Below are 14,404 nucleotides of genomic sequence, written 5' to 3'. Positions count from 1 at the left end.
TAACTACGCCCCGAGGGATTTTCACCCTAGATATGTGGCATGCCCGCCACACATATAAAAAAAGCCGTACTTTCGTACGAACTTTTAAAAGTCAATGTCAAGTGAAACCGGACAATGATCAGAGCCAAATACATCTGTATGAATACTTGCTTCCTGTATCTTATCTTTGGCATCTTCACTCACTAAAAAGTAATCAATGCGCCATCCGGCATTTTTCTCGCGCGCTTTAAAGCGATAGCTCCACCATGAATATATGCCTTCCTGCTCTGGATATAAATAACGGAAAGAATCGATGAAGCCACTCTGTTGAAGCGTTGTCATCTTCGCTCGTTCTTCATCAGTAAAACCGGCATTGCGACGATTGGTCTTTGGATTTTTTAAGTCGATTTCCTTATGTGCTACATTCAAATCGCCACAAACAATCACACTTTTCTTTTCCTTTAATGCATTCAGATATGCGCGGAAATCATCTTCCCATTGCATACGATAGTCCAAACGCAATAAACCATCTTTTGAATTCGGTGTATACACACAAACCAGATAAAAGTTTTCATATTCACAGGTAATGACACGTCCTTCATGATCATGTTCATCAATACCCAGATCATAGGTCACCGCTATTGGCTTTTCTTTGGTAAACACCATTGTTCCACTATATCCTTTTTTATCTGCACTGTTCATATATTGATAATATCCGGGTGTTACAATATCCAATTGCCCCGGTTGCATCTTCGTTTCTTGAATACAAAAAATATCTGCATCTATTTCTTGAAAGAAATCCATAAAGCCCTTTGTCATACAGGCACGGATTCCATTGACATTCCATGATACCATCTTCATAAACATCTACCTCCATCACATAGCATTATGATAACGGATTTCATAGAAAATTACTAGTAGTTTAACCAAACATCTTGCGTTTCCATGTTACCTAAATATATTTTCTTTCATATGAAAAAGTCAGTGATGTAGCAAGACATGAAAGTCTGCAGATCATCACCGACATTCTGTTTATTCCATAAATTCAAATTCAATATTACAGATGACAACGGTATCGCCGTCCTGACATCCCGCATCACGCAATGCCTGGTCAATCCCCATCTTACGCATCTTACGCGCAAAACGCATGAAATCTTCTTCATTATCCAGTTTGCTCATCTTAAAGCTTCGTTCAATCTCATCACCAACGATTTCCCAATCACCATTTCCAAGATTGCGAATTTCGTACGCTGGTTTTTCGGGTTCAAATTTATATAAGACACCTTCGGCTTCCTCATCCACTTCTGCATCATTGAATAATGGAAATTGTGGTGTAGTTTCTAATAAATCAGCTGCCCGATATAATACCGGCTCCAAACCTTCCGCGATAATCGTCGTCGTTTCAAAAACTTCTACCTCAGGATAGGCCTTTTTAAAACGTTCTAGATTTTCTTTTGCTTTCTCTAGATCCATCTTATTCGCCAAAACAATCTGAGGACGTTCCATCAAACGATATTCATAGTTTGCTAACTCTTCATTTATGATCTTATAATCTTCTAGCGGATCACGGCCATCATGGCTGCCCATATCAACTACATGGATAATCACGCGACAACGTTCAATATGACGCAAGAATTGATGCCCCAATCCTTTACCTTCACTTGCACCTTCAATCAAGCCCGGCAAATCTGCCATAACAAAACTACGTCCATCCGGTACTTGAACCATGCCTAAATTCGGAGCTAAGGTCGTAAAGTGATACTCTGCAATCTCTGGACGTGCCTTTGATACAACGGATAAGAGTGTTGATTTTCCTACAGATGGAAAACCGACCAAACCAACATCGGCTAGCACCTTTAATTCTACTTGGATATCTAATTCTTCTCCTGGCGCACCTAGTTCTGCATATTGAGGAGCCGTATTTTTACTTGATTTAAAATGAAAATTTCCTTTGCCCTTTTTACCACCTTTGGCAATAACCTCTCGTTGTCCTTTATGGGTCAGATCAGCAATGATCCTACCACTCTTCATATCTTTTACAATCGTTCCTAATGGAACTTTAACAACACAATCCGCACCTCGTGCTCCATGCATTTTCTTTGTTTTTCCCTTGCCACCTGGCTCAGCCGCAATCTTTTGGTTATAACGAAGATCTAACAATGTTGTTTTCCCTTCATCTACCATGAAGACAACATCACCGCCATCACCGCCATCACCACCGCTTGGCCCACCATAGGCAACATATTTTTCTCTACGGAAAGCAACGATACCATCACCGCCTTTTCCCGCTTTTACATGTACTTTTACACGGTCTACAAACATTTGCACACCTCCTTATCTATTTTTTAAACAAACTTTATTCAAAAATAAAATCCCCATGTGGGGATTTTTTATTCTTAAGCCTGTGGGTAAACTGATACTTTTTTCTTATCTTTACCTAAACGCTCGAATTTTACGATACCATTTACTTTTGCAAATAAGGTATCATCTCCACCTCTCCCAACGTTTGTACCTGGGTGAATTTTCGTTCCGCGCTGACGATAAATGATAGAACCTGCGTGGCAGTATTGTCCATCAGCTAATTTTGCGCCAAGACGTTTTGACTCAGAGTCACGACCGTTCTTTGTAGAACCAACACCTTTTTTAGATGCAAACAACTGAATATCTAATACGAATTTCATACTCACACCTCCTGATCATGTATTGAAATATAGTTATGATAATTTTCTTCCAGAGTTTTTAATTGAATCAGCATCGCTTCTAGTAAAAGCTCTGCCGTTTCATCTCTCTGTTTTAAACTGATTTTTACATATGCTTCTTTCATGACAAGTTCGCACACGTCATGTTTCGTCATTTGGTCCAAAACATTCAGCATTCCTACCGCGATAGAACTAACTCCGGCACATACAAGATCTTGACCATGTTCGCCATATTCTGCATGATTATGAATCAGCACTTCCTGTAGAAAATCCGACTGTCGTTTAACCTCGACGTTTACCATATTCTTAAGCCTCGATAGATTCGATTGTTAATTTTGTATATGGCTGACGGTGACCCTGTTTGCGATGAGAGCTTCCTTTTTTTGCTTTGTACTTGTAAATGATGATTTTCTTAGCTTTGCCCTGTTTTTCAACTTTAGCATTCACCTTTACACCTTTTACATATGGAGTACCAACGCGCAGTGCACGGTTGCAGTAAGCGACAACTTTGTCAAATACTACTGTTTCTCCTTCAGCTACATCCAATTTTTCAACGAAGATTGTTGCACCTTCTTCTACACGGATCTGTTTTCCGCCTGTTTCAATAATTGCGTACATAATCGCACCTCCTTCTTGTTTAAGACTCGCCATGCAAGGTGATGATTTCTCATGCTTAAACCCTGTTTTGAGCGGTTGTAAATCCAAAAGAGGACATACAACATAGATATGTTATCATAAACTCTAATAATTAACAAGAGTTTTTTTCTTTCATGCCTTCCTAATTTTTTCTTTCATTCTTTACTTATCAATTCGATATGACGATGTTAATACGCATGCAATCCATTTTGAGATAATTCTACAATAGTTGCAATCTTTTTTAACAAACATAATAAACATTGCGTTTACTTCTGTATCGCCAATCCTTTACTTCCTAACGAATGAAGCTAGCCTTATTCCTCATCCTTCTGTATACGTGTTAGTTTCTTGACCAAGCAGGAGGTTTCTTTATCAACAACTCCTTCCACATACAGATAATTCCCCTTGATTAGATCATCAGCATGTAGTTCATAAATATTTGGCATACAAACCAAATCAAACTTCCCTGTTTCATCAGCTCCTACCACAAACATCATTAAATGACCATTCTTTGTACGGAACTGTTTGGTACGCTCAACCATACAAATGAATTTCACATAAGAATGCAAATGTGAGGTCAATGCAATTAAAGGCACCAAACCTTGCTGCATTTTATCACGCAATGCCGTAATCGGATGAGCAGATAAGTAAAAGCCTAGCATCTCTTTTTCACGTTCAGCGCGCTGTGCCGCATTTTCTTTTAAAGAAGTTAATGCCGGCTTGCTTACTAATTCAAAATCAAATAATATTTGATCTTGATCCTCAATCTTCACCAGATCTCCATAACGTATTGCATCATCTAAAGATGCTAACAAAGAACTGCGATTGATCTTGAATTCGTCCAATGCCCCGGCAAATATCAGCATTTCCATTGTTTTTTTACCAAGCTTTTGCCCTTCCATACGCGCCACAAAATCAAAGAAATCTTTGAAGTTCCCACGTTTTTGACGTTCTTCAATTAGGACATTAGATACCGCATTGCCAATACCTTTAATACCAACAAGAGGAAAGCGCAATGCATTGCCTTCTATTTCATACTGGTTGCTGCTTTGATTTACTGATGGCAACAATATTTCAATATGTCGTTTTCTTGCTTCAAAAACATATTCACTCGTCTTAGTTTCTGAACCTATCACACTATTCAACAAAGCGGTAAAGAAGTACAAAGGTGCATTGGCTTTCAAATACGCCATCTGATAAGCAATCATACCATAAGCAACAGAATGTGAACGATTAAAACCATAATTCGCAAATTTCATGATCAATTCATAGACACGTATTGCCAAGCTCTCTTCATAACCTTTTTGTTTAGCACCTTCGACAAAATCTTCTCGTAAACTTTGTAATTCCTTACCTTTTTTCTTTGATATCGCCTTTCGCAAGTTATCCGCTTTGCCAAGTGAGAAGCCAGCCATTGTTTGAGCAATCTGCATGACCTGTTCCTGATAAATCATAACGCCATAAGTGTTTTCTAAAATCGACTTTAAATCAGGATGTAGATAATCTACTTTTTCAGGATGTGTACGACATTCCAAATAGCGAGGTATATTTTCCATCGGTCCAGGTCGAAAAAGTGCTACCGTAGCCACAATATCTTCAAAACAAGTCGGTTTCATCTTACGGATTAAATTTTTCATCCCTTCACTTTCTAATTGAAAGACTCCGACCGTATCTACTGATCGAATGAGCTGATACGTTTTCGCATCGTCTAAAGGGATATGCATGATATCTAAACGTTTCTCTTTCGCATTAATCTGATGGACAATTTCATCAATAATGGTCAGATTACGCAATCCCAGAAAGTCCATTTTGATAAGTCCCAATTCTTCCAAGTACTCCATCGTGAATTGTGTGGCACACGTTCCTTCATCTACATCAATTAATGGACAAACATTAGAAATATCCTCATTGCTTAAAATTATACCGGCAGCATGCAAAGAGGAGTGACGCGGCAAACCTTCCAATTGCAAAGCAATGGCAAACAGCTTCCGCATTTGTTCACCGCTGTTGATCATTTGTTTGAATTTCACACGTTCCTGATAAGCATCCTGTAAAGTTACTTTGGGCCGATTTGGTACTAATTTACATAACAAATCAATCTGTCTTGGGGCAACTTGCATCGCTTTTCCTACATCGCGAAGTACCTGTTTTGCAGCCAAGGTATTAAATGTAATAATATGTGACACATGATGTTCTCCGTATAAATCATGCACATAGGCGATCACTTCATCTCTTCGATCATCTGGAAAATCGGTATCGATATCCGGCATAGAAACACGTTCAGGGTTTAAAAAACGCTCAAACAACAAATGGTAGCGAATCGGATCGGCATGAGTAATTCCTAAACAATAGGCGACTAATGAACCGGCAGCACTGCCACGGCCTGGCCCAATGTAAATATCTTGCGTTTTTGCAAAACGGATAAAATCCCAGACTATTAAAAAGTAATCTGCATATCCCATAGAAATGATAACATCCAATTCATAACGCAGACGCTGCTCATAAACAGATGGGATTTTCTGATATTGCATCCTTTTCTCAAGTCCTTTATGACAAAGCCTGCGTAAGAATTCCTCACTGCTCATACCATAACGATTTTTGAATTTAGGTAAAATGGCCTTTGGAAATTTCATTTCAACATGACACATCTGAGCAATTTTATCACTGGCTGCCAGATCATCTTCATCGTATAGTTCTACCATTTCTTCTTTCGAGCGGAAATATCGCTTTGGGCTATAATTCAGCATCTTATCATCTAAAGATACCCCTTGGTTGATAGCACATAGTGTTTTATAGCTTTCTTCACCTTTCGCTTCATCAAAATATATACGAGATAAAGCCGTCGTTGGTATTTGCATCTGTTGACATAATGCTTTTAAAAGTCGGTTCTTTTGTCGTAATAACGGGCTGTCGTTACGAGAGATTGCTACATAGAAAGTCGCGAAACTTTCCTTACACCGTTGCAAAAAGGCTGCCAAATGTTCCATCTCTTCTTTTATGAGATATGTTTCCATCTGATTTTGGTCACCATTTGTTAAGACGACACAATCTTTCGTATACGTTAACAACTCTTCCATTGTTAACTGTTCTTTCCGTTCTTTTGTATTTAGCATTGTAGATAATTTCATCAACGCTTGATAACCATCATCATTTTTGGCCAATAGTATAAAGCCAAATATTCCCTCTTCTTCAGCCACCTCTACTTCCATACCAAAGATTGGCTGAATATCAGCTTTCTTAGCCATATGATAAAAGGCCATGGCTCCATGCATAACTTCTTTGTCACAAAGTGCTACCGCATGATAGCCATACCGCTTAGCACTGTCAACGATCTTTTGTATGGTCATCGTACTTTGCAGCAAGGTATAACAGCTGCGCACATGCAGATGTACACTCATGACATCACCTCTTTCATTCTTATATTTTATCATGTATAAAAGAAAACTTGAACCTCTTCCACAGATTTCCTAAAGATTACATTGAGAATATCATTTTTCTAACCTTTTAGATTTCCTTTTCATTACATGTATGCACATACTACGTCTTTATAACGTAAGGAATACACATACTTATCTCTACCTTTTCATTTGGCAGGGAATTTCATCATAAGTTCACTCATAAAATGGTAGTTAAATAGTTTCTAAAGTACAGAAAACATGAAAAAAGTCTTATAACTATCGTTATACTACTACATAACAACAGTTTCAAGACTTTTTATTTATTCATCAATGCGTTTTAATAAGTCCTGTAATAAGCGATTAATGTCATCCTTCTTTAATCCCTTAACCCCACAGGCAAAGCGATGTCCGCCACCATGATAAGTATTGGCAATATCATTGATCGTTTTTTGGCGAGAGCGCAGGCTACCATTATAGATTGCGTTACCATCAGCATCTCGTTCTTTTTCAATAAATAAGGCCCATGCTTCAAATTCCTGTACACCGCCCATAACAAATACTTTTTCCTTCGCCTCATCAAACGTCAGTCCATAATGCTCGTAATCTTCTTTGGATACGATCATATAGGCTAATTTCTCTTCTAAGACACTGCAATTCGCACGAATATAATTTTCATAACGATATAGACGCAGACTTGTCGAAAAATTGTCTTCATTTGCCTTAGCTACATCCACACCACATGTTAATAAATAAGCAGCCACGTGGAACGTATCTGGTGTCATGGTTGAAATAGAAAAACGTAAAGTGTCAGCAATTAAACCACCATATAAATATTGTGCACACAGTGCAGATATACGAATACCTTTTTGCATAAACATATCTGCTAATATTTCACATGTAGCACCTTTCAGATCCTGAATAATTTCTACATCGGCAAATGTTTCGACATAAATATGATGGTCTATTTTCAATCGATAGGCAGCGTTTAGAAAGCGTTCATCATCCACACGGGCACTATTCGCCGTATCCAAGATAATAGCGAGACTCTGTGTTATTGTTTCATCATCTACAACATCCATTGCGGGAAAATTGCCGTCACGTGAACCGCTTCCACTCGACCCTAAAGCATATACCTGCTTTTTGGGATATGTATCTTGAATCCACTGTTTGAGACCAAACTGTGAACCCAAGGCATCACTGTCTGGAGAAACATGACGATATATCGTGATAATGTCATATTGCTCAACTAAATCAAACAGTGCTTGATACATCTTATTCACCTAACAATGCAAAGGTATCACGCGCAATCATCAGTTCTTCATTAGTAGGAATCAACCACACCTGAACCTTACTTTCTGGTTTTGATAATAATAGCTCTTTTCCACGGCTTTTTGCATTCAATTCTTCATCTAAGACGATACCAAATGCATCCTTCAAACGTTCGCATACCAAACGGCGAATATTCGTATCATTTTCTCCAATACCACCAGTAAAGACGATAGCATCCGCACCACCAAGCTGTGCATAATAGCCACCTACTGTATTGATAACACGATTCACATATACTTCCGTTGTTAAGATGGCACTTTCATTGCCTTCCTTGCAAGCATCTTCAATATCACGTGCATCAGAACTAATGCCCGAAACGCCTAGCATACCTGATTGCTTATTCATAACCGTATCCATTTCATCAGGAGTTAATCCTTCTTTTTTCATGACATACGTAACGATAGCAGGATCAATATCACCGCAGCGTGTTCCCATCATCACACCAGCCAATGGCGTAAAGCCCATGGATGTATTAATAGATTTTCCACCATCTACAGCAGTAATCGATGCGCCATTTCCTAAATGACAAGTAATGATCTTTGTATCCTTCACATCCTTGTTCATTAATTCTGCACAACGTAAGGATACATATTTATGAGAAGTTCCGTGGAAACCATAACGACGGATCTTATATTCATCATAATAACGCATTGGCAATGCATAAATATAGCTTTCTTTTGGCATTGTCTGATGGAATGCCGTATCAAAAACGAACACATGTTTACAGCTTGGCAGGTTTTCTTTAAATGCGTTATAACCAACTAAACCAGCTGGGTTATGTAATGGTGCTAAGTCATTTAAAGATGCAAATTTAGCAACTACATCATCTGTTACAGGTACACTTTCTTTAAAGATTTCTCCACCATGTACAGCACGATGACCTGCGCCAACGATTTCATCTAAGCTATTGACAATCTTATATTCTACCAAAGCTTCCAACAATAAAGCCACTGCTTTTGTATGATCTGGGATAGGCAATGTTTTTTTAATTTTCTCACCATCTACTTTAATGGTAAACATCGCATCTTCAAAACCGATTTTTTCGACGATACCACTCGTTAATACCGTCTCAGATGGCATTTCAAACAACTGGAATTTTAATGATGAACTACCTGCGTTCACTGAAATAATTTTAGACATTTCTGCTTTCCTCCTGCTAATTTTCCAATTTTTCTAATTCCTCAACCAGTGTACAGATTTCTGCATCACCGACTGCTTTTATTTTATCATAGATTTTGATTCTTGTTTCATAATTTTGCACAAGATGAAGTTTTTTCTCATACTCCTGTAAGATCAAAGAACTGCGTTTCATATGATCACTTACTGCTGAGCGCGAAATCGCTAACGTTTCCGCAATTTCCGAAAGTGAAAAATCTTCTTGATAATATAATTTCATCACTTCTGCTTGTTTCTCGGTTAAAAGTGTTTCATAAAAATCAAGCAGTGCGTTCATCTCTTCGGTTTTTTCGATCATTCTTCTAATAATCCTTCACACATGCTATATAAGTAAGAATCAATATCGAACGGACGAAGATCATCCACCGTTTCTCCTAAACCGATATATTTTACAGGCAGACCTAATTGTTCACGTATCGCAATGACAATGCCACCTTTTGCCGTACCATCAAGTTTCGTCAAGATAATCCCTGTCACATTGGTCGTTTCTAAGAAAATCTGTGCCTGTGAGATACCATTTTGTCCGGTTGTTGCATCCAACACCAACCATACTTCATGCGGCGCACCAGGAATTTCACGTTCAATAACACGGCGCATTTTCTCCAGCTCTTTCATTAAATTCGCCTTATTCTGCAATCTTCCTGCTGTATCTCCAATCAAATAGTCAATCTGATGTTCTTTCACATAGCGACACGCATCCACTAAAGCTGCACTTGGATCTCCGCCTTCGCGTCCCTTGATACAAGGCACATCTAAGCGTTGGGCCCAGGTTGCCAATTGATCTATCGCTCCTGCGCGGAATGTATCCGCTGCCGCCAAAGCAACACTACTTCCTTCTTCTTGAAAACGTTTGGTCAGTTTAGCCGTGGTGGTTGTTTTCCCACTGCCATTTACACCAACCATTAAGATCACCGTAGGACCATCTGTATTTTTATGAAAAGGAGCGTCCTCTTTTGCACAATACATATCTCGCATAACTTCAATCAGACAATCGGTGATTTCATTAAATTTCTTCAATTTCCGATCCATTGCACGATTTTCTACTTCATCAACAATTTTCTGAGCTGTTTTTATACCGATATCTGCCTCTAGCAAGACAATCATCAATTCTTCTAAGAACGCTTCATCAACACCAGCAAATCCCACTGCTAAACGGCGAATACGTTCAGAAAACGATTTTTTTGATTTATTTAAACCACTTAGATAGCGATCACCATCCTTCTTGGATGAAAATGTATTTTTTAATTTTGATAAAATTCCCATTATGCACTCACCTCTTCTTTATCAATCATATGAATTGCATCCTGCAGCTTAACTTTTAACAGCTGCGACACACCATTTTGTTGCATGGTAACCCCATATAATGCATCACATTGCGCCATTGTTCCCGGACGATGAGTCACTACGATAAACTGACTCTCTCCTCGGAATTGCCCAATGTATTTGGCAAATCGTTCAACATTCGCCTGATCAAGAGCAGCTTCTACCTCATCAAAGATGCACAGTGGCATCGTTCTCGCCTTTAGGATAGAAAAGAGCACACAGATCGCAATCAAACTCTTTTCACCACCAGAGAAAAGGCGAATATTTTGTACGGTCTTTCCTGGAGGCTGGACATCAATATCGATGCCGGTATTTAACACATCCTGTGGATCCACCATGAACAATCTAGCTTTACCACCGCCAAACAAGGCTCGGAAAACATCATTTAACTGCGCATTGATCTTATCAAACATCTCTTTAAACTGTTTGATCATGATTTCATCCATCTCATCGATTGCGGTAAGAATCTTATCCTTTGCCGCCAATAAATCTTCGCGCTGTTTCGATAAAAAGGTAAAGCGTTCACTCACCTCTTCATATTCTTTCGGCGCATCTAAATTTACATTTCCTAACGCCGCAATTTCCTGGCGCAACACGACAACACGTCTGCGAGCTTCCTCCATATCTGTATCTAATTTCATGCTCTGCGCATATTCAAACGTCATTTCATAAGTAGAACTCAAACGCTCCATACTTGTTTCTAACCGTGTTTCAGCTTTAGCTTGTGCGACTTCTACTTCGCGCATTTCATTCTGTAACACATTAAGCTCTCGACGTAATTGGCGAATCTGTCCATCCTTACGTTCCACTTCGTTTCCGGCTTTTAAACGACGTTCACGTTTGCTCTTCATCTGTGAGGTAATATCATCAATCTTAGAATGCACCGCGGAAAGCTTGACGACGATATCATCTTCCATCAGCGCACTATCTGCTAAATCTTCCTGCGGGGCAATTTGCTCGTAATCCGCCTTTAAACGATCATATTTCGCCCATTTTGCCTTAACGATAGGATCTAGCTGCGCACTGGATATCTGCATCTGCACAAAATCGGTACGCAAGCGTTCTTTTTTGCTTTGCAAAGCTGTTAGCTGATTCTTTAAGCCATCTACTTTCATGCTTTGACCATCTAGGCTTTGCAACACCTGATTCAATTCTTTTTGTATCGTTAAAGGAGTTGCTTGATTACGAGTACGTCCACCTGTCATACTTCCCCCTTTATTAACGATATCTCCTTCAAGCGTTACAATCTTATAGCCATAGCGCAACACCTTGGCAATCTCATTCGCATTCACCAGTTGGTCCACCACAATGACATTCCCAAACAATGCATCTCGCAAGGTGTTAAACCGTTCTTCATTTTCAACAAATTCACTCGCGATTCCTAAGAATCCTTCACAGTTTTCAGCCAACATGCGATGTTCTTTATTCATATAGCGTGGTTTCATGACAGTTAAAGGTAAAAAGGTTGCTCTACCTGACTGATTTTTTTTCAAAAAAGAAATTGCATGCCGCGCAGATGCCTCATCTTTTGTTACAATATGATACATTGCTCCAGCCAATGAATTTGAAATTGCCGTTTCATAATTCATCTGCGGTTTAAACAGTTGGGATACTACCCCTAAGATACCATTTAAATTTGCATCTAGTACTGCCTTGACCGCCTGTTGATGATTAAATGGCTGACGCGCTAAATTTTCTAATACATCCTTACGATTCTGCAAGCGATTCAAGATGGCATTCGCCTGTTGATTTTCCTGCAAACAATAAGAAATATCATTATCACATTTCGTCATTTCTTCCTTACGCAATGCCATATCCGTTTCCAAGTCTTGTAAACGGCGAGAACGATCCTCATATTCATAATGAGCCTCTTCCATCATTGCTTTTAATTCTTTCGCTTTCTCTGCATTACTGGCAAATTCCAACGCATATTTACGCTTTTCATCCATTTCGATCTTCCGCGTTTCCAACATACGGGCATCTTCACTTAATTTCGTAAAAGTTTCCTGTAATTTGGTGATTTCACGATCCAACTGATACATCTCATTCCGTAATTCACTATTTTGATTATCTTCTACGGAAATCGTTGTCTCATGCATCGCTTTTTGTGTGTCTAAATCAAAAGATTTCTTTTTCAGCTCTTCCATCTGCGTGTGCAGTTTTTCAATCTCATCCACTAACACACTAACCTCAATCTTTTCTAGTTCACTTTTTTTCTCAATATAAATATTCGCTTTCTTTGCCTGCCGCTTTAAAGGATTCACCTGACGTTCCAATTCCATAATGATATCTTCTAAACGAGACAGATTTTCCTGTGTTCGATTTAATTTGCCTAACGATTCATTTTTACGTTTCTTATACTTAGCCACACCGGCTGCCTCTTCAAATAAAGCTCTTCGCTCTTCAGGCTTTGCATCCGCAAAAGCTGAAATATTTCCCTGTGATATGATAGATAAAGAATCTCTTCCTAATCCAGTATCCATCACAAGATTAACGATATCTTTTAAACGGCATGGTGTCTTATTGATGAAATATTCGCCTTCACCGCTTTGACGATGCAAACGACGGGTAACCTCAACCTCTTCAAAATCGACATTCATAATGTGACGCGAATTATCGAAGACCAAGGTCACTTCAGCCATATTTACCGGTTTTCGTTCTGTTGAGCCATTAAAGATAACATCGCTCATACTGGTCCCACGCAGTGATTTTACGCTTTGCTCCCCCAACACCCAGCGAATGGCATCATTGATATTACTTTTTCCGCAGCCATTTGGCCCTACGATACCAATGACATCAGAATCAAAGGTGATGATGGATTTATCCGCAAAGGATTTAAATCCCTGCAGATCTATTCGTTTTAAAAACATAGGTGCCTCCATTCAAAAAGTCACGTATTGTCTGATAAATAATCATTACTAAAATACGAATCTGCTTTTTATACCGTTTTCTATTATATCATGATTTTTCCCATGTCTTACAAGATATTTTAAGATTCCCACATTTTTTCAATCAGCACTCTTACGGAAATGTGTTTCATATAGAGGACACTTCTTTATATGAGCGCTAAATAAATATTTCTTCGACAACCTTCGTTGAGCTTTTTATACAATTGTGCTACAATAGGTAACAACTTCATGGGAGGTGATGCATTCATGGAAGAAAAATCCATGCGTGATATGTATAAACTGGGATTAGGAGAAGAAGTTGCCAATTGTGTGACCCATGGAATCATGGCATTGCTTTGTCTTATCGCTCTTCCTGCCGCAGCTGTATACTCATATGAACTTGGTGGAACCTTGCGTTCGACAGGTGTTTCCATTTTCATAGTTTGTTTGTTTTTGATGTTTATCGTTTCTACCTTATATCACTGTATGCCTTTTGGTAGCGATCATAAATATGTTTTCCGTAAGCTAGATCATATCTGCATTTATTTTGCGATTGCCGGTAGTTATACCCCTATTGCTTTATGTGTCATCGGCGGTTGGGAATGTATTGCCATTCTTTGTATTGAATGGTGTGCCGTCATCGGCGGTGTCTTATTAAAAGCATTATCCTCAAAATCTTATCCGAAATTGTCTATGACGATTTATATGATTATGGGATGGACAGCACTCTTATTTATGCCTGCAATCATCCAGAATGTAACGCCACTCTTTCTAGGGTTGATCGTAGCTGGCGGTATCATGTATACCATTGGCGCCTTCTTTTATGGCAAACCACAACATAAATATTTTCATTCTTATTGGCATATTTGTATTAATATCGCCAGTATTTTGCATTTCATAGCAATTGTCTTTATTATGTAGGAAAGAGGCTGTAACGAAATAGACTGAATTGACAAGTCTATGAGGTTACACCTCT

General features: G+C 38.8%; 12 protein-coding genes and 1 other annotated feature. Of the genes, 1 reads left to right on the top strand and 11 read right to left on the bottom strand.

The window, feature by feature from the left end:
- Window positions 1-84: 84 nt before the first annotated feature.
- From LI241_RS14750 to LI241_RS14700, 11 genes are all read right to left on the bottom strand, one after another.
- Window positions 85-840, bottom strand: coding sequence for an exodeoxyribonuclease III (locus tag LI241_RS14750; protein WP_008688697.1), 756 nt, complete (start codon window positions 838-840; stop codon window positions 85-87).
- A 171-nt stretch (window positions 841-1,011) separates the two neighbouring features.
- Window positions 1,012-2,301 carry a GTPase ObgE gene (gene obgE, locus LI241_RS14745; RefSeq protein ID WP_008688699.1) on the bottom strand — a complete coding sequence of 430 codons (1,290 nt, stop codon included), beginning with the start codon at window positions 2,299-2,301 and terminating at the stop codon, window positions 1,012-1,014.
- A 74-nt stretch (window positions 2,302-2,375) separates the two neighbouring features.
- A complete protein-coding gene (gene rpmA / locus LI241_RS14740; RefSeq protein ID WP_008688701.1) occupies window positions 2,376-2,660 on the bottom strand; it encodes a 50S ribosomal protein L27 in 285 nt (94 codons plus the stop codon).
- 2 nt (window positions 2,661-2,662) lie between these two features.
- Window positions 2,663-2,980 carry a ribosomal-processing cysteine protease Prp gene (locus LI241_RS14735; RefSeq protein ID WP_008688703.1) on the bottom strand — a complete coding sequence of 106 codons (318 nt, stop codon included), beginning with the start codon at window positions 2,978-2,980 and terminating at the stop codon, window positions 2,663-2,665.
- A gap of 4 nt (window positions 2,981-2,984) precedes the next feature.
- Window positions 2,985-3,296, bottom strand: a complete 312-nt coding sequence (rplU, locus tag LI241_RS14730; protein ID WP_008688704.1) for a 50S ribosomal protein L21 — start codon at window positions 3,294-3,296, stop codon at window positions 2,985-2,987.
- Window positions 3,297-3,308: 12 nt separating this feature from the next.
- Window positions 3,309-3,383 (bottom strand) — a sequence feature (ribosomal protein L21 leader region).
- A 245-nt stretch (window positions 3,384-3,628) separates the two neighbouring features.
- Window positions 3,629-6,712: a DNA polymerase III subunit alpha gene (gene dnaE / locus LI241_RS14725; protein WP_227151399.1), complete on the bottom strand. Its 3,084-nt coding sequence runs from the start codon at window positions 6,710-6,712 to the stop codon at window positions 3,629-3,631.
- Between the two features lie 320 nt (window positions 6,713-7,032).
- On the bottom strand, window positions 7,033-7,983 hold the full coding sequence (locus tag LI241_RS14720) for a bifunctional oligoribonuclease/PAP phosphatase NrnA (RefSeq protein ID WP_008688706.1): 951 nt from the start codon (window positions 7,981-7,983) through the stop codon (window positions 7,033-7,035).
- Between the two features lies 1 nt (window position 7,984).
- Window positions 7,985-9,181 (bottom strand): acetate/propionate family kinase, encoded by a 1,197-nt coding sequence (locus LI241_RS14715; RefSeq protein WP_008688707.1) that lies wholly within the window; start codon window positions 9,179-9,181, stop codon window positions 7,985-7,987.
- A 16-nt stretch (window positions 9,182-9,197) separates the two neighbouring features.
- Window positions 9,198-9,515 carry a YlxM family DNA-binding protein gene (gene ylxM, locus LI241_RS14710; RefSeq protein ID WP_008688708.1) on the bottom strand — a complete coding sequence of 106 codons (318 nt, stop codon included), beginning with the start codon at window positions 9,513-9,515 and terminating at the stop codon, window positions 9,198-9,200.
- The gene (gene ftsY / locus LI241_RS14705) at window positions 9,512-10,480 is read right to left on the bottom strand and encodes a signal recognition particle-docking protein FtsY (RefSeq protein ID WP_008688709.1); all 969 of its coding nucleotides are present in this window, start codon (window positions 10,478-10,480) and stop codon (window positions 9,512-9,514) included. The genes ylxM and ftsY overlap by 4 nt, the downstream gene beginning before the upstream one ends.
- On the bottom strand, window positions 10,480-13,410 hold the full coding sequence (locus LI241_RS14700; RefSeq protein WP_008688710.1) for a chromosome segregation protein SMC: 2,931 nt from the start codon (window positions 13,408-13,410) through the stop codon (window positions 10,480-10,482). The genes ftsY and LI241_RS14700 overlap by 1 nt, the downstream gene beginning before the upstream one ends.
- Window positions 13,411-13,695: 285 nt before the next feature.
- Here LI241_RS14700 and LI241_RS14695 point away from each other — a divergent pair, with 285 nt between their 5' ends.
- Window positions 13,696-14,349: a hemolysin III family protein gene (locus LI241_RS14695; protein WP_008688711.1), complete on the top strand. Its 654-nt coding sequence runs from the start codon at window positions 13,696-13,698 to the stop codon at window positions 14,347-14,349.
- Window positions 14,350-14,404: the final 55 nt, after the last annotated feature.

The sequence above is a fragment of the Longicatena sp. 210702-DFI.1.196 genome (assembly GCF_020563125.1).
Lineage (GTDB): Bacteria > Bacillota_I > Bacilli_A > Erysipelotrichales > Erysipelotrichaceae > Longicatena > Longicatena caecimuris.
The sequence above is the reverse complement of the archived record's forward strand: the minus strand, read 5'-3'. Positions and strand labels throughout refer to the sequence as shown.